Origin of the sequence: Aggregicoccus sp. 17bor-14 (assembly GCF_009659535.1) — a bacterium.
Lineage (GTDB): Bacteria > Myxococcota > Myxococcia > Myxococcales > Myxococcaceae > Aggregicoccus.
In genome coordinates this window covers 1-15,944 of the sequence record NZ_VJZZ01000002.1, presented here as the reverse complement: position 1 = coordinate 15,944, position 15,944 = coordinate 1, and the positions used below count along the sequence as shown (strand labels likewise).

Annotated in this window: 17 protein-coding genes; 9 read left to right on the top strand and 8 right to left on the bottom strand. The window is 73.7% G+C overall.

Translation table 11 applies throughout. From position 1 onward, the window contains the following. Positions 1–128: 128 nt before the first annotated feature. From FGE12_RS03900 to msrB, 4 genes are all read left to right on the top strand, one after another. Positions 129–860 carry a TetR/AcrR family transcriptional regulator gene (locus FGE12_RS03900; protein WP_194797564.1) on the top strand — a complete coding sequence of 244 codons (732 nt, stop codon included), beginning with the start codon at positions 129–131 and terminating at the stop codon, positions 858–860. Further along, positions 751–2,106 carry a glycosyltransferase gene (locus FGE12_RS03895; protein ID WP_153864911.1) on the top strand — a complete coding sequence of 452 codons (1,356 nt, stop codon included), beginning with the start codon at positions 751–753 and terminating at the stop codon, positions 2,104–2,106. The genes FGE12_RS03900 and FGE12_RS03895 overlap by 110 nt, the downstream gene beginning before the upstream one ends. A 116-nt stretch (positions 2,107–2,222) precedes the next feature. Continuing rightward, positions 2,223–2,756, top strand: a complete 534-nt coding sequence (locus tag FGE12_RS03890) for a peptide-methionine (S)-S-oxide reductase (protein ID WP_153864910.1) — start codon at positions 2,223–2,225, stop codon at positions 2,754–2,756. A gap of 59 nt (positions 2,757–2,815) precedes the next feature. Next, entirely contained in the window at positions 2,816–3,238 is a 423-nt protein-coding gene (gene msrB / locus FGE12_RS03885) for a peptide-methionine (R)-S-oxide reductase MsrB (RefSeq protein WP_153864909.1), read from the top strand. 71 nt (positions 3,239–3,309) lie between these two features. Here the strand turns inward: msrB and queD are convergent, their stop codons facing one another. The 4 genes from queD to FGE12_RS03865 all read right to left on the bottom strand — a co-directional run bounded on the left by queD (position 3,310) and on the right by FGE12_RS03865 (position 6,177). Continuing rightward, a complete protein-coding gene (queD, locus tag FGE12_RS03880) occupies positions 3,310–3,672 on the bottom strand; it encodes a 6-carboxytetrahydropterin synthase QueD (RefSeq protein ID WP_194797563.1) in 363 nt (120 codons plus the stop codon). A 74-nt stretch (positions 3,673–3,746) separates the two neighbouring features. Continuing rightward, positions 3,747–4,421, bottom strand: a complete 675-nt coding sequence (locus FGE12_RS03875) for a hypothetical protein (RefSeq protein ID WP_153864908.1) — start codon at positions 4,419–4,421, stop codon at positions 3,747–3,749. 57 nt (positions 4,422–4,478) lie between these two features. Continuing rightward, positions 4,479–5,564, bottom strand: a complete 1,086-nt coding sequence (locus tag FGE12_RS03870) for a DUF2804 domain-containing protein (protein WP_153864907.1) — start codon at positions 5,562–5,564, stop codon at positions 4,479–4,481. Between the two features lie 58 nt (positions 5,565–5,622). Continuing rightward, positions 5,623–6,177 (bottom strand): DUF2378 family protein, encoded by a 555-nt coding sequence (locus FGE12_RS03865; RefSeq protein WP_153864906.1) that lies wholly within the window; start codon positions 6,175–6,177, stop codon positions 5,623–5,625. A 174-nt stretch (positions 6,178–6,351) separates the two neighbouring features. Between FGE12_RS03865 and thiD the strand changes: the two genes are divergently transcribed. Next, entirely contained in the window at positions 6,352–7,164 is an 813-nt protein-coding gene (thiD, locus tag FGE12_RS03860; protein WP_153864905.1) for a bifunctional hydroxymethylpyrimidine kinase/phosphomethylpyrimidine kinase, read from the top strand. Here thiD and FGE12_RS03855 read toward each other — a convergent pair. The 3 genes from FGE12_RS03855 to FGE12_RS03845 are packed head-to-tail and all read right to left on the bottom strand — an operon-like array spanning position 7,161 to position 10,564. Then, entirely contained in the window at positions 7,161–8,333 is a 1,173-nt protein-coding gene (locus tag FGE12_RS03855; protein WP_153864904.1) for an ABC transporter permease, read from the bottom strand. The genes thiD and FGE12_RS03855 overlap by 4 nt on opposite strands. Then, complete coding sequence (locus FGE12_RS03850; RefSeq protein WP_153864903.1) at positions 8,330–9,064, bottom strand: ATP-binding cassette domain-containing protein; 735 nt, start codon at positions 9,062–9,064, stop codon at positions 8,330–8,332. The genes FGE12_RS03855 and FGE12_RS03850 overlap by 4 nt, the downstream gene beginning before the upstream one ends. 21 nt (positions 9,065–9,085) lie before the next feature. After that, complete coding sequence (locus FGE12_RS03845) at positions 9,086–10,564, bottom strand: alpha/beta hydrolase (RefSeq protein WP_153864902.1); 1,479 nt, start codon at positions 10,562–10,564, stop codon at positions 9,086–9,088. Positions 10,565–10,721: 157 nt separating this feature from the next. Between FGE12_RS03845 and FGE12_RS03840 the strand changes: the two genes are divergently transcribed. From FGE12_RS03840 to FGE12_RS03825, 4 genes are all read left to right on the top strand, one after another. Beyond that, positions 10,722–11,576, top strand: a complete 855-nt coding sequence (locus FGE12_RS03840) for an LEA type 2 family protein (protein WP_228530567.1) — start codon at positions 10,722–10,724, stop codon at positions 11,574–11,576. 137 nt (positions 11,577–11,713) lie between these two features. Continuing rightward, complete coding sequence (locus FGE12_RS03835; RefSeq protein ID WP_153864901.1) at positions 11,714–12,967, top strand: hypothetical protein; 1,254 nt, start codon at positions 11,714–11,716, stop codon at positions 12,965–12,967. A 131-nt stretch (positions 12,968–13,098) separates the two neighbouring features. Then, entirely contained in the window at positions 13,099–13,494 is a 396-nt protein-coding gene (panD, locus tag FGE12_RS03830; protein WP_153864900.1) for an aspartate 1-decarboxylase, read from the top strand. A gap of 50 nt (positions 13,495–13,544) precedes the next feature. Then, positions 13,545–14,162 carry an EcsC family protein gene (locus tag FGE12_RS03825; RefSeq protein WP_153864899.1) on the top strand — a complete coding sequence of 206 codons (618 nt, stop codon included), beginning with the start codon at positions 13,545–13,547 and terminating at the stop codon, positions 14,160–14,162. Between the two features lie 16 nt (positions 14,163–14,178). Here FGE12_RS03825 and FGE12_RS03820 read toward each other — a convergent pair whose 3' ends face one another. After that, positions 14,179–15,630 (bottom strand): hypothetical protein, encoded by a 1,452-nt coding sequence (locus tag FGE12_RS03820; protein ID WP_153864898.1) that lies wholly within the window; start codon positions 15,628–15,630, stop codon positions 14,179–14,181. Between the last annotated feature and the right edge of the window lie 314 nt (positions 15,631–15,944).

The window sequence follows — 15,944 nt, the reverse complement described above, 5'->3', positions numbered from 1 at the left end:
GCGTGGAGCGTGGCCCTCCAGCCGCTCGGCTGCGCCATCGGTGGGCGGACGGGGCGGCTGCGGCGCGTCCCGCGGGATGGGACGCCAGGGCAGTGGTGGGCGTCCTATTTCATGTCAATGATACTGACATGAAAGCAGAGCGCGCCTATCGCATGGTGGCCCGGGCCGAGGCGGCCGAGCGCACGCGGCTCGCGGTGCTGGACGCGGCGCTCGCGCTCTTCAGCCGCGAGCCCTTTGCGGACATCACGCTCCAGGAGATCGCCGACGAGGCGGGCGTGGCGCTGCAGACGGTGCTGCGCAAGTTCGGCTCCAAGGAGGGCCTCTTCGCGGCGGCGGGTCGCGAGGCGGAGCGCCGCGTGCGCGCGGAGCGCACGCAGGCACTGCCCTCCAGCGTGGACGCAGCGCTGCTGCAGCTCGCGGCGAGCTACGAGCGCGTCTGCGACTTCAACTGGCGGGCGCTGTGCCAGGAGGACCAATTCACCGCCGTGGCGGCAGGCATGGAGGCGGCGCGGGCGCTGCACCGCGAGTGGATCTCCCGCGTGTTCGCGGCGGAGCTCGGCGGCGTGGCGCCAGCGGAGCGGGCGCGGAGGCTGGCGCTGCTCTTCGGCGCCACGGACTTCTACCTCTGGAAGCTGTACCGCAAGGACCTCGGCCACTCGCGCGCGGTGGCCACGTCGCTCATCCGGGACGCAGTGCGCGCGCTGCAGCAGCAGTTCGGCACGGGGGCTCGCCCGGCCCCAGGAGGACGCGATGAGCAGGTTCCTGTTCGTGATGATCGAGGGCGGGGGCAACGTTCCCCCGCAGCTGGCGGTGGCGCGGCGGCTCGTCGCGCGCGGCCACGAGGTGCGGGTGCTGGGTGACCCGTCGCTCGCCGCGGGCGCGCAGCGCGCAGGCTGTGACTTCGCGCCCTTCCGCCATGCCCCCCACCAGGACATGCGCAGCCGGGAGCGGGACCTCGTGCGGGACTGGGAGGGCCGCAGCCCCACCCAGCGCTTCGCGCGCCTCGGCGAGCACCTCTTCTTCGGCCCGCTCTCGCGCTACACGCGCGACGCCGCCGAGCAGCTCGCGGACCTCCGGCCGGATGCCGCGGTGGTGGACTTCCTCGTGCTGGGCGCGCTTCCGGCCGCCGAGCGCAGCGGCCTTCCGTACGCCGTGCTCGTGCACACCCCCTTCCAGCTCCCGGTCGGAGGCGCGGTGCCGATAGGGCTCGGGCTCCGCCCGCATCCGGGCCTGCTGGGGCGCACGCGGGACCGGCTGCTCTGGCGCATGCTCACCCGCATGTTCGACCGCGGGGGGCTCGCGCGGCTCAACGCCCAGCGCAGCGCGCTCGGGCTGCGGCCGCTCGCCCACTTCTACGAGCAGTGGCTCACCGCCACCCGGCTCCTGGTGCAGACCAGCCCCGCCTTCGACTTCCCGGTGCGGCTCCCGCCCAACGCCGTGTACGTGGGCCCCGAGCTGGAGGACCCGGCCTGGACAGAGCGCTCGAGCGCGCCGTGGGAGCCCGGGGATGCGCGGCCCCTGGTGCTCGTCTCGCTCGGCTCCACCTTCCAGAACCAGCAGGGCCCCACCGCCCGCCTCATCGAGGCCGTGGCGCCGCTGCCCGTGCGCGCACTCGTCACCACGGGAGGCCAGCTCACACCCCGCGAGCTTCCCTCCGCACCCAACGTGGTGACGGTGAGCTCCGTGCCCCACGCCGCGGTGCTCCCCCAGGCGGCGCTGATGGCGTGCCACGGTGGGCACGGGAGCGTCATCAAGGCGCTCGCGCACGGGGTGCCCGTGCTCTCGGTGCCGCTGGGGCGCGACCAGCTCGACAACGCTGCGCGTGCCGCGGCCCTGGGCGCAGGGCTGACCGCCTCGCCCGGCAGCTCGCCCGCCCGGCTGCGCCGGAAGCTGCAGCGCCTGCTGTCCGAGCCGCAGTTCCGGGCCGCGGCACGGCGCTTCGCGGAGACCCTGCGCGCGGAGCAGCGGACCGACCGCGCGGTGCTCGAGCTGGAGGCGCTGGCGCGGCGCGAGCGCGCGGGCGTGGATGCTTCGCAGCCCCGTGGAACAGCCCCGGCGTGGGACGCGTTCTCCCCAGACCTCGCCTCACCGGAGCTTCGCCCATGACCCGGCCCCTGGACCTTCAGCAGCCCCCGCGCGTGGAGACGGCCACCTTCGCCGTCGGGTGATTCTGGACCCCGGACGCCCGGTTCGGGTGTCTCCCTGGAGTCGTTCGCACCCGCGTGGGCTACACGGGCGGCACGCTCGCGGACCCCACGTACCACGCGCTCGGCGACCACACCGAGGCGCTGCAGGTGGACTTCGATCCTTCGCGGATGTCCTACGCGGAAGTGCTCGGCCACTTCTGGGCGGCGCACCGTCCTCAGCGCCCGGCGTACGCGCAGCAGTACCGCGCGGCGCTCTGGTACGCGGGAAGTGAGCAGGAGGCGACTGCGCGTCGCACGCGCGACGAGGTCGAGCGCTCGCTGGGCAAGCGGGTGCTCACGGCGCTGGAGCCGCTCGGGCGCTTCTGCCCGGCGGAGGACTACCACCAGAAGTACGCGCTGCGCCGGCACGCGGACCTTCTGCAGGAGCTCGCGGGTTACTCGGACGAGGCCCTGCGCGAGTCCACGGTGGCCGCGCGCCTCAACGGCTTCGTGAGCGGACACGGGACTTTGGAGCTGCTGGAAGAGGAGTGGGCGAGCTACGGGCTGACGGAGCGCGCGCGGCGCAAGCTGGAAGGGCTGCTGCGCGGGCACGGGCGGCTTAGTGTGTAACCGGCGCGCCGCTCGCGCGTACCGCTCCGACACCCCTTCCCCCTTTCCCTGAGGAAACCATGGCCGACAAGCTGGTCCTGACGGATGCGCAGTGGAAGCAGCGCCTCACGCCCGAGCAGTACCAGGTGCTGCGTCACCACGGCACCGAGCGCCCTGGCACGGGCTGCTTCCTGGGCACGAAGACGCCGGGCACCTACGTGTGCGCGGGCTGCCACAACCCGCTGTTCAAGAGCGGCGAGAAGTTCGAGTCGGGCACCGGGTGGCCCTCCTTCACGAAGCCGGTGTCGCAGGACTCGGTGACGGAGATCCGCGACACCTCCTACGGGATGATCCGCATCGAGGTGCGCTGCGCGCGCTGCGACGGGCACCTCGGCCACGTGTTCCCGGACGGCCCGCCCCCCACGGGCCTGCGCTACTGCATGAACAGCGCGGCGATGGACCACGTGCCCGAGGGCCAGCCCATCGAGCTCGTGAAGGCGTAGGCCCGCGTCCTCCCGCTGCCTTCTTCAGGAAGGCAGCGGATAAGGGTCGATGTCGATGGGCTGAGCGCGCGCTACTCGTGCTCGCCGCGGTAGATGCAGCCGGAGAGGCAGGTCTCGCGGACCTGCACGGCGGAGAGCTGCGGCAGCGTGGGCTTGAGCCGGCGCCAGATCCACCGCGCGAGGTTCTCGCTGGTGGGGTTCTCGAGGCCCGGAATCTCGTTGAGGTAGTAGTGGTCCAGCTGGGCCAGCAGCGGGGCGAAGGCCTCGCGCAGCTCGGCGAAGTCCATGATCCACCCGCTCTGCTCGCCCACCGGCCCGCTCACGTGCACCTGCACGCGGTAGCTGTGGCCGTGCAGGCGCGCGCACTTGTGCCCCTCCGGAACGTGGGGCAGCCGGTGCGCGGACTCGAAGGTGAACTCTCGGTAGATCTCCACGGCGCCGCAGGTATCAGCGCCTGCCCGCAATCGCAAGGCACGGGCGCTCGGCTGCTCTCCGGGATTCCCCGTCTTCAGCGCGGGTGTGCCTCACGCACCGAGAGCTCCGCCTCCCCCGTGCACCAGCCGGCGCTGCGTGCGCAGTCGAGTGACACCGGCTCCTCGAACCGCAGCGTCCGCTCGACCAGCAGCTCCTGCCGCTCGTTCCACACCCGCACGCGCGCGTGGTCCAGGTCCGCGCGCTCCGCCTGCACCACCAGCCGCGCGTTCGAGCCTCGCTTCGGGGTGGGCACCTCCGTCATCACCGTGTCCACCGTGTACGAGACGCTGTAGGGGGCCGCATGGAAGCGCAGCTCGAGTGGGCGCTGACGCAGGTCCTCTGCCTCCACGTGAAGGGACTGCTGCGAGGTCACCCGCACGCGCAGGCGCTCGAGCGTGGCCGGGTGCTCCTTCGCAAGCGGCGTGACGGAGAGCCTCCCCTGCGGCCCGTGCACGCGCGCGATGCTTCCCGCCTCCGCGAGTACCGCGCCCGTGCACTGGCCCTCGCGGCACTGCAGCATGAGGCGCCACGCGCGACCCGCGTCGGGGCAGCCCTTGGGTACCTCGAGGAGGGCCTGGGTCTCCGGCGTGAGCACGAGGCTGCGCGTCACGTGCGTGCGGCAGGTGAAGTCCACGTCCACCGAGAGCGCGGTGGTCTCGAAGGGGCGCGGCTCTGCGGCGAGGGCGACGAGCAACAGGACAGGGAGCATGGGACGCACGGTAGCACTGCGCACTTCCCTCACCCTCTCCCAGAGGGAGAGGGGACCTTACCAGCGCATGTCCTGCTCTTCCGTCACGCCCGGGAGAGCGCTCACCTCGAGCGTGCGCCCGCCCACGCGCAGCGTGCCCGTGAAGAGCCCCAGCGGCTGGGCGAAGTGGCTCACCACCACCTTGAGGTTCTTCTCCTCGCGGTGCACGTGCAGGGGCTCGAAGCGCAGGTCCACCGCGCCGTCCTCGGTGCGCACGGTCCACGGCTCGAGCAGCTGCCCGCGCGTGTAGCCGAAGCGCGCGCGGGACAGCGGGAAGAGCCGCCCGCCCACCCACAGCGCGTTCTCGTTCGCCTCGCTCGCCGAGTCGTTGAAGCCCTCCACCAGGTTCAGCCCCACGGGCGTGCCGTCCGGAAGCCTTCCGGCGGCGAACGCCCAGCGCCACGCGGTGTGCCGCGCGAGGTAGCCCTGCGTGTAGTCCATGCCGCCCACCCCGCCCTCGAGCGACCAGGTGCGCCCGTCCGCCTCCAGCGTGCCGGAGGTGAGCAGCGCGCTGCGCTTCTGCGTCACGTTCACCCGGCCGTCGCCCTCCACCGGCGCCACCACGGTGAGCGCGGGCGCGGCGTCCTGCGTGTGCAGGCGCGCCCTCAGCCGCAGCGGCCCCGAGCCCGTGCGCACACCGGCCGCCGACACCTCCAGTCCGTACTCGCTCGCGCCCGCCTCGCGGCGCACGCGCAGGCGCGCCCCCAGCGTGTCGAAGCGCGCGTGGGCACCCTCGGCGGGGCAGTCCCCCACGGCCGAGAGCACTCCGGGCACACCCAGCATGGAGAGGTCCGCGAGTGCGCGGCGCGCCTTCAGGTCGTACGCGACGGCGAAGGCGTTGGCCCCGTAGCCCAGGTCCACCACGGCGCTCAAGGCAATCACCTCCTGCGTGGCGACGAAGCTGTACAGCCAGCGCTTGCGCTTGAAGGGGCGCAGCGCGAGCGGCAGCGCCCAGCGCCCGGAGAGCGCGCCGAGGTCCACGCGCGCGAGCTCCCCGGCGTAGGTGCCGAAGCGCGGCGTGCCGCTCGCGTCCGCGACGGAGGCGGGCACGGGGGGCAGTACGACTTCCGGGGCAGGGGCGGCGGCGGGGTCCAGGAGGAGCATGGGGGGCGCTTCTAGCCCCGCACGAGCGCCCCGCGCCATGCCCCGACGCCGCTTTCGGCTACCAGCTCACCAGCAGGTCGAAGTCGCCGCGCCCGCGGGCCTCGGCGCTCAGCGTGGGCTCCACCTGGGTGAGGCGCAGCCCCTCCTCGAGCACGCCGCTCATGAAGTCCGGCGTGAGGAAGGCATCGCCGCGGAACTCCATGCGGAAGCTGCGCTCGCCCAGCTGCACGGCCGTGACGCGCGCCTCCTCGCGCGCGTCCATCTTCACGTGCTCGGGGAAGCGGCGCAGGTAGCGCACCGGGCCGATGAGCGGCAGGCCGGACACCACCATCTTGCCCAGCTGCGTCTCGGCGAAGCCCTGCACGAAGCGCCGCCCCAGCTGCCGCCGCCCCTCCTCCTTGCTCAGCGTGGGGAAGAGGTGGCGGTGGGCCACGTCGAGGCAGCGGCGCATCACCTGGGTGCCGTAGCTCACCTCGGGCCGGAAGGGGTCGTAGCCCGCCTGGCGCAGGTCATCGAGGAAGCCGCCCTGCACCTGCAGCCCGCGAAAGAGGCTCTCCAGCACGAAGCCTTTGGTGCGGGCGGAGGGCGGGGGGGCGGCGAGCGGCTCGAGCATGGCGGAGACACCGGGACTGTGCCCGAGCGCGGGGCCCGGGAAAAAGTGAGTCCTCGGAGACCCCCGGAGCAGGCGAGCGGCCACAGGCGGCCCTCGCGCGGGTAGGGAGAGCGCGCACCCAGGCCGCACTTTGCGGCTCCTCGGAGCGGGAGGGCGCTGGCACACTGCGCCGCCATGAACGCCCCCGACTCGCGGCCCGTCGCGGCCCTCACCATCGCCGGCTCGGACTCGGGCGGGGGCGCCGGCATCCAGGCGGACCTCAAGACCTTCGCCGCGCACGGGGTGCACGGGCTCTCGGCCATCGCCGCGCTCACCGCGCAGAACACCCGCGGGGTGACGGCGGTGCACGTGCCGCCGGTCGCCTTCCTGCGCGCGCAGCTGGACGCGCTCTTCGCGGACTTCCGCGTGGGTGCGGTGAAGCTGGGCATGCTCGCCAACGCGGAGGTCATCCACACCGTGGCGGACGCGCTGGAGGCCCACGCCGACCTGCCGCTCGTCGTGGATCCCGTGATGGTGGCCACCTCGGGCGCGCGGCTGCTGGAGCCCGCGGCGCACGAGGCGCTGCGCACCCGGCTGCTTCCGCGCGCGAGCCTCGTCACCCCGAACATCCCCGAGGCCGAGTGGCTGCTGGGCCGCCGCATCCAGAGTGCCGAGGACGCGGACGCGGCGCTCGAGGCGCTGCTGGCGCTCGGCGCGCGCGCGGCGCTGCTCAAGGGCGGCCACCTGCCGGGCAGTGGCCCCATGGTGGACCGCTACGGAGATGCGCAGGTGCGCCGCGAGCTGCGCCACGAGCGGCTCGACCTCGAGGGCCACGGCACCGGCTGCACGCTCGCCTCCGCGGTGGCGGCGAACCTGTGCCGCGGCCTCGCGATGCCCGAGGCCTGCGAGGCGGCGGCCGCCTACGTGCACGGCGCGCTCGTGCACGCGACGCGGCCGGGGCTCGGCCACGCCGCGGTGCTCGCGCACCTGTGGACGTGCCAGCCCTAGCTGCTGCGCCCGAACACGATGCGCTCGTCGGAGAGCAGCCGGGTGGTGAGCAGCAGCCCCACGGCCGCGAGCGCGAGGCAGCCCAGGAGCCCCAGCCCGAAGCGCAGGGCGCTCGGCGGCTCGCCGCGCATCACGTCCCCCACCAGCAGCTGCTGCGCGAGCGCGGGCACCGCGTACATCCAGCCTGCGGGCTTCACCGGGTTGAAGGCGAGCACGAAGCCCGGCACGGTGGGGATGAAGAGGAAGAGCTGCAGGTAGGTCTGCGCTTCCTTGAACGAGCGCGCGTAGGTGGCCACCGTCATCTGCAGCGCGCTCGCGGCGAGCGTGAGCGGCAGCACCGCGAGCAGCACGCCCGCGGCCGTGACGGCGTCGAAGTGCGCCTTGATGCCGAGGTCCTGCAGCGGCACGCGGTGCACCACCCCCATGAAGGCGGTGAGGCACACGCCCACCGCGGCGCAGGCCATCAGCACGGTGGCGAGCCACTTGCCCACCACCACGCTGCCGCGCTGCACGGGGTTGAGCAGCAGGGGCTCGAGCGAGCCGCGCTCGCGCTCGCCGGCCGTCGCGTCGATGGCCACGTTCATCCCGCCCACGAAGGCGGCCATGATGAGGAAGATGGGGATCATGTTGAGCAGGCTCGCCGCCGTCTTCTCCGGCGTCGCGAGGTCCAGCTCCTCCACGTGGATGGGCGCGGCGAGCGTGGGGCTCACCCCGCGCGCGAACAGCCGCTGCGCGCCGAGCACGCTCGCGTAGTTCTGCAGCGCCGCCTCCACGCGCTTCACCTGCCCACGCCCCTGCTGGCGCGAGTTGTCCACCACCAGCTGCAGGTCCGCGGTCTTCCCCGCGCTGAAGCGCTCGGCGAACTTCTCCGGGATGACCAGCACCGCGTCCAGGGTGCCGTCCTGCACCTTCGCCTCGTAGTCCTGCGGCGGGTCGACCACCGTGACGCCCGCGCGCTTGAGGGCGGCGACCACGTGGGGCGCGTGCTGGGCGCCCACCACCGGCAGCTCCAGCGGCCGGTCCTGGCGGTACCAGCCGGCCATCATGGTGAAGAGCACGCCGAAGACGAAGGGGCCGAACAGCGGCACCACCAGCGCGCTGGTGAGCGAGCGCCGGTCGCGCGCGTGGTCCTTCAGCTCCTTGCCCAGGACCGCCCGCAGCTGCCTCATGACGCGAGCCCCGCGTCCGTCCCGATGACGCTCACGAAGGCCTCCTCCAGGCTGTCCTTGCCGGTGCGCGCGCGCAGCTCCGCGGGGCTGCCCTCGGCCACCACCCGGCCGCGCGCCACCACCACGATGCGGTCGCACAGCGCCGCCACCTCCTGCATCACGTGGCTGCTGAACACGATGCAGCGCCCCTGCGCCTTGAGCCCCTGGATGAGCGTGCGCACCGCGCGCGTGCTCATCACGTCCAGGCCGTTGGTGGGCTCGTCCAGCAGCACGTTCTGCGGCCCGTGCACCAGCGCGCGCAGGAGCGCCACCTTCATGCGCTCGCCCTGGCTGAAGCCCTCGGCGCGCCGGTCCGCGATGTCCTTCATGTCCAGCAGCTCCACCAGCTCCCCCACCCGCGCTTCCAGCGCCTTGCCCTCGAGGCCGTGCAGTTGCCCGAAGTAGCGCGCGTGCTCGCGCGGGGTGAGGCGCGGCGAGAGGCCGCGCGCATCCGGCAGCACGCCGAGGCGGCGGCGCACCTCCATGGGGTCCTGCACCACGTCGTGCCCGTCCACGCTCGCGGTGCCCGAGTCCGGGCGCACCAGCGTGTAGAGCATGCGCAGCGTGGTCGTCTTGCCGGCGCCGTTGGGGCCCAGCAGCCCCGTCACCACGCCGTCCTCGGCGCGGAAGGAGACCTCCTCCACCGCCGTCACCTTGCCGAAGCGCTTGTGCAGCCTCTTCACGTCGATCATCGCGGGGGGCGCCTCAGGCTCTCAGGGAGTGGGACCGGCAAAGGAGGTGAAGAAGGGCGGGCGTCCCAGGGACGGGTCGCAGCGCGGCTGCAGCCCCTCCACGCTGCCCTTCACGATGAAGTCCGCCATGAGGCTGCGCGCGCAGCCCATGACCAGGGTGTTGTGGCCCACGCCGGGCACCGTCACGTGCAGGCTGTGCGGCAGGTGGCGCGCGGCCTCCTCGCCCCAGGAGGGCGGGGTCACCGGGTCCAGCTCGCCGCTCAGCAGCAGCACCGGCACCGGCGAGCTCACCGGCTTCAGGTAGTCCTCGGGCACCTTCCCGCGCGGCCACACCTCGCAGCCGCGCAAGAGCTTGCGCGCGAAGCCCTCGCCCGCCCAGGTGCCGCGGCCCTCGCGCGCGATGGCCTCTTCGGTGATGAAGGGCGCGTCCTCGCTGCAGACGACGGAGAAGAACATGCCCAGGCTCAGGCCCTGCGCGAAGCCGTCCTGCAGCCCCGCCGTCACGGCGACGAAGGGCGCCCAGTCCCCCTTCTCCGCGCGGTCCACCACCAGGGGCACCAGCGCGGTGGCCTCGGACATGTAGAGCAGCCCGCGCAGGCCCCCCACGAAGGCGTCGAAGGGGATGGTCACGTCCTCCTCCACGCCGGTGAGCGGGTGGGCCACGCGCGTCTTCGCAGGGGTGCGGCGCAGGCCCGCGAGCAGCGCCTCGAAGCGCTCTTTGAGATTGGGATACGCGCGCGCGCAGTGCGCGTCCTTCGCGCAGTGGGCGAAGAGCAGGTCCAGGGCGCGCTGCGAGTCGCGCGCCATGTAGAGCGGCAGCAGGAGGCCCATGGGCGCCACGCCGTCGAGCACCACGGCGCGCGCGTGCTCGCCGTGCTGGCGCAGGTACACGAGCGCGGCGCGCGTGCCGTAGGAGACGCCGTACAGGTCGATGCGCGCGTAGCCGAGCGCCTCGCGCACCTCGTCCAGGTCGTCCATGGCGAGGGGCGTGGTGTAGAGGCGCGGGTCCGCGTCGTAGCCGGCGAGGCAGCGGCGCAGGGGCTCGGGGTCGAAGGTGTCCGCGTAGCGCGCGCTGAGGCCCGCGTCCGGCGGGTCGGTGTCGCAGTCCAGCGGGCGGCTCTTGCCGGTGCCGCGCTGGTCCACGAAGACGAGGTCGCGCTCGCGCCGCAGCCGCTCGAGCAGGGGCATCACCGTGCCCGCGAGGTCCACCGCGCCCTGGCCGGGGCCGCCGGCGAGCAGGAACACCGGGTCCGGCTCGGGGCTCGCTGCGAGCGCGGGCACCACCGCGACGCGCAGGGGCACCTTGCGCCCGCGCTTCGCCGCGCGGTCCTCCCACACCTCCAGCGTGCCGCACTGCGCGGGCGTGTTCAGCCCCTCGAGCTTGCAGGGGGCGAGCGCGAGCGTGCGGCGCGGGGCCTCGGCCGAGCGCGTGCACGAGGCAGCGAGCAGCAGCAGTGGCAGGCACAGGAGGAGGTGCAGCGGGCGCGTTCCAGAGGGCATCGACCAGACTCTCCCGTGCACGGGGCGTGTAGGCCCGCGTGAGCAAGCAGGCGACTTAGCATTCCACGGTCGGAGCGCGCGCGCGATTCGCGCGGGCACGCGGGGCGGCCGGGTGGTTGAATCCCGAGGCCCCGGCCCACGTCCGGGACACCACGCCATGTCGACCATGAACCCGTCCCTCCGCCGCCGCGCCCTGCTGCTCACCGCCGCCACCTGCCTGCTCACGCTCGCGGGCTGCGCAGGCCTCAACTCGGTGCTCGCCGGCGCCTTCCAGCGCCCGCGCCTCACCTTCAAGCGCGCGGACCTGGGCGCGGTGAGCCTCTCGGGGGCCACGCTCAACCTCGTGTACGACGTGGAGAACCCCAACCCGGTGGGGCTGGACCTTGCGCAGGTGAGCTACGCGCTCTTCGTGGAGGGCCGGCAGATGGTGGCCGGCACCCCGCCCAGCGGGATGAAGCTGGCGGCGAACGGCTCGAGCGAGCTGGTGTTCCCGGCGAGCGTGAAGTTCGCGGACGTGGTGCCGGTGCTCAGCACCTTCTTCACCAAGGACCAGGCCGCCTACCGCGCGGAAGGCTCGCTGGGCCTGCAGACGCCGGTGGGCATCGTCAGCCTCCCGCTCGCGCACGAGGGCAGCTTCGCGGTGCCCAAGCTGCCGCAGGTGGCGCTCTCCACGCCGCGCATCAAGAGCCTGGGGCTCACCAGCGCCACGGTGGAGCTGCCGCTCACCATCACCAACCGCAACGCCTTCGCGCTGCCCATCAACGGGCTCACCGGCGCGCTGCGCATCGCGGGCGCCAACGTGGGCAACGTGGCCACCGGGGACCTGGGCAGCTTCGGCGCGGGCGCGGCGCGCGAGGTGATGCTGCCGGTGACGATCAACTTCCTGCACGCCGCGAGCGCCGCCGCGGCCCTGCGCAGCGGCAGTGCCGACGTGGCCTTCGACGGCAAGGTGCTCTCGGGCGGCGCCGGCGTGCCGCTCGCCTTCAGCCAGCACCTGAGCTTCAGCCGCTAGGCGCGTTGGGGGCGGACAGTTGCGCTGCCCGCTGCTGAACGTTGAAGCTCGGGGAAAGCCGGGATCCAGGTCCCCCGCTTGGCAGGCAGGCAAGGTGTCCGTATCTCGCTGCATACCCGCAGCCCTCTGGAGTGCCCATGCGCGCCCTCTCCGCCGCCGTCCTCACGGTCGTCCTGGCCGGCCTCGGCGCCGGCTGCAGCAGCGGCGACGGCCTGCGCACCTCGGTGGCCGGCAATGACGGAGCCCCCGGGCCGCAGGGACCTCAGGGCGTGGCCGGTCCCCAGGGGCCCCCGGGCCCCCCGGGCCCCAGCGGCGTCGCCTACGTGCGCACCCGCGTGGTGAGCCCCGCGGCGAGCCCGGAGGAGAGCGGGCGCGCGCTGCGCACGGTGCTGGCGGAGCTCGGTGGCCCCGGCGCGGCGGCCACGCTCGCGGCAGGGGACGTGACCTGGCGGGTGCAGCTGGAGCCGGGCGTGTACGCGCTGGGGGCCGAGCCGCTGGTGCTGCCCGCGCACGTGCACCTGGAGGGCGCGGGCGCAGCGAGCACGCTGCTGCGCGCGAGCAGCGCGGACGCGGCGGCGCTGCAGGTGGAGGGGCCCGGCGCCGGGCTGCGCGCGCTCGCCGTGGAGAACGACGCGGGCGGAGGGCCCCAGGCCTACGCGCTGCGCTCGAGCGCGGCGGACCTGCTGCTCTCGGACGTGGCGCTGCGCGCGCGCAACGGCCGCTTCTTCACCGCGGCCGCCTGGCTCACCGGGGCCACGGGCACGCTCGCGCGGCTCACGCTGGAGGCGAGCTCGGCTTCCGGAGACGTGGCGGGGCTGCGCTGCCAGGGCTGCGCCGCGGCGCTGGTGGACTCCACCGCGAGCGCGCAGGGCGGTCACCCCGTGCGCGCCGTCTTCGTGGAGGAGGGCATGCTCGCCCTGCGCCAGGTGACGGCGCTGGGGCGCGGGGCCGAGCACAGCAGCAGCTACGGCGTGTACGCCATCGACCGGCGCGCGGGCGTGGGCAGCGTGCCCGCGGTGACGCTGGACGGAGTGCAGGCGGTGGGCAGCGTGGGCGACTACGCCGCCGGGCTGTACCTGGACTCGGTGGGCGCGCAGGTGCGCAGCAGCGTGCTGCAGGGCTTCGCGAGCGAGGGCGAGCGGGTGTCCTCGGTGGGGCTGGGCAGCGAGAACCCGGCCGGCCACACGCTGCAGGTGCAGGTGCACGCCTCCCAGCTCACCGGGGCCACGCGCACGGTGATGGCGGCGGCGCTGATGCGCGTGCAGGTGGGCGGCTCGCAGCTGGCGGGCGGGCGCACCACGATTGCCGACGACGGCGCAGGCCAGGTGCAGTGCGCCGCGAGCTACGACGAGGCCTTCCAGACCCCTGCGGGCGGGGGCTGCCCCAACTGACGCATACCGGTAGCAAGCGGGCTGCCGCCGGCGCCCCCGCCTGCTTTGGGTGTGAAGCCGGGGCGCCGGTGCGTTAGGGTTCGCGGCGCACGGACCCCACCGCCGGGGCCGGGACCAAGGCCGAAGCCACCATGCGACGCATCCTCTTCAAGTCCAAGATCCACCGCGCCACCGTGACCCACGCAGACGTGGACTACGAGGGCTCGGTCACCATCGACGTCGACCTGCTGCGCGCCGCCGACATCCTCCCCTACGAGAAGGTCGCGGTGTGGAACGTCACCCGCGGCACGCGCCTGGAGACCTACGCGCTCGAGGGCGAGAGCGGCAGCGGCGTGGTGTGCATCAACGGCGCGGCGGCGCACCTGAACCAGCCGGGCGACCTGGTCATCCTCGCCACCTTCGCGGAGGTGGAGGCGGCGGAGCTGCCCGGCTGGAAGCCCACCGTGGTGTTCGTGGACCGCCAGAACCGCATCGTGCCGGGCGGGCCCAACGAGGAGCTGCCCGGTCCCCAGCGCCGCATCGCCTAGCGCGCCGCGCATGCAATGCGGCGTGCGGCGCGTGCGTAGATAGGACACCCATGTCCCTCTTCGATCCCGTCGCCGAGCGGCTCGCCTTCCTCAAGCTGCTGGACCCGCGCGAGCTCAAGCGCCTGTCCGACGTGCAGCTGCACGCGCTCGTGCAGCGCGAGGCCCTGCGCTCGCGCGCACGGGTCGCGGCGCTGGAGGCCTCCTACCCCTCCGCCGGCACGCGCGAGCTCGCGCAGCGGCTGGTGGACCACAAGAAGGGGCTCGCGGGGATGCTGGGCGGGGTGAGCGGCGTGTTCGGGCTCATCGGCCTGCCCGCGGACCTGCTGGCGGTGGCCTACCTGCAGATCACCCTGCTGGTGGACGTGGCCACGCTCTACAAGGCGAACCTCAAGACCGAGCGCGCCCGCACCGAGCTGCTGGACCTGTTCGGCTACGCGAGCGGCGCAGGCCCCATCACCCGCTCGGGCCCCAAGGTGGTGGGCACGCTCGGGGGCATGGTGCTCGCGCGCGGCGGGCTCAAGACGCTGGGGCGCGCGCTGCCGCTCGTGGCCGCCCCGGTGAGCGCCTACCTCAACAACCAGGCCCTGCAGGCCGTGGGCGAGCAGGCCGTGCGCCACTACGAGGGCTTCGGCAAGGCGCGCCAGAAGGCGAAGCGCGCAGCGACATGAGCCGGCGCTCCGAGCCTCAGCGCAGGCAGGCGGTGGGCTCGTCCGCGGGCGCCGCGCCCCCGTACACCTGCTGGCGGAAGGCGGCCGCGAGCTCCGCGTCCCCCGCGGTGCCTGCGAGGAACTGCTCGAGCTGCCCCGTGGTGACGAGCTGGTTTGCGTGCTGCGCGTAGAAGTCGCGCATGCGCTCGAGCAGCACCGGCTCGCCGAGCAGCGCCGCGAGCGTGCCGAAGAACTGCGCGCCGCGCGTGTAGGCGAGGTAGGCCGTCACCCGGGTCCACGGGTTCTGCGGCGAGAGCTCCACGGGCGTTCCGCCGAGGCACAGCGGGCTCTGCCGGAAGCCGCGCCGCGGGTCGGTGGTGTAGACGTTCCAGGCCTCGTCGATCCACCCGTCCGCCTGGCGCGCGGGCTTCACGCCGCGGCCGTACCAGCTGTGGAAGAGCTCGTGCTCGAGCGCCTCGCGGCTGCTGGTGGTGCCGCCGTCGTACTCCATCGAGCGGTCGGGCTCGCTCCACAGGTACACGCTGAGCGCGTCGTCGTGCACGTAGGTGCCGGTGGAGCGCGTGAACTCCGCCACCCATTCGGCGATGTCGCTGGCGATGGGGCGCAGCTCCTCGTGCACGGTGCGCTCGCGGAACAGCGCGAGCCGCCCCTGCCGGCCGGGCACGAGCGTGAGCGGCCCCTCGTAGGCCTCGAGGAAGTCCGCGGGCGCGAGCACCACCATGGGCGAGAAGGCCGTGAAGGTGGGCGGGAAGTCCACGTGCCAGTGCGACTCGCCGAGCCGCTCGACCTGACCGTTGGTCACCAGCGTGTGGCCGATCTCCACGTTGCGCAGCTCGAGGTCCAGCGAGAGCGCGAAGCGGTCGTAGAGGAGGTTCGCGGGCAGCCACATCTCCAGGTAGCGGCCGGGGATGAGGTCGGTGAAATAGAAGTCCCACGCGACGCGGCCGCCCTCCGCATTCCACTCGGGAGGCCGCGCGCGGGGCGAGTCCGGACGCCCGATGGGATAGCGCAGCACGAGCGTGTGGCGGCTGCAGGCGCGCAGGGTCACGTCCACGCCCAGCATCTGCGCGCCGCGCCCGCCGCCCAGGTCGTGCGCCACGAAGGCCGCGGGGTTCACGGGCGCACCATCGAGCCAGGCCTCGGAGACGCGCTGGCGCAGGTCGAAGAGGGGCTGCCCATCCTCCACGCCCATGGTGAAGTCCACGCGCACCTCGGCCTGGGCGCGCTTCGCCGCGGCGTCGAATACGACGGCGGCCTCGGTGCGCTCGAGGTCGATGGGGACGAGGTGCCGGCCGTACGCATCCACGGGCGCGGGCGCGTGGACGAGGTCGCCCGAGGCGCAGGTCGCATCGCTGCGGCCACCGCCGTTGCCCGTCGCGACGCCCGCAAGCGGGGTCTCGGGAGTGCCGCACGCGAGCGCCAGCATCGCGACGGGTGCGAGCCTCCAGAGTGCCCTGCTGCTGCGCATCGGTCTCTCCCTTGCGGCGGACGGTCTCGCGCACCTTTGCGCCTCCTCCCGCGCGCGACAAGGCGGAAGGACGTGGGGCCACGCTGCGGGCTCGTGGGGTGTCCAGGAGGGACGGTCGCGGAGCCCTCGCCGAGCGCGGCGGGGCGTCGCCCTGCCGTCGCTCCGGGGGCGCGCGAGCTGCTGGACGAAGTGTTCCTCAAGATTGATCACATGTTGCGGCGCGGAAGCCGACGAGAGCGGCGGTGAGGGCTTCGTGGCCGCGGGCCAGCGTCTGCCAGCCGGGGGGGCCGTTGCGCTTGAGGTGTCCGCCGAGG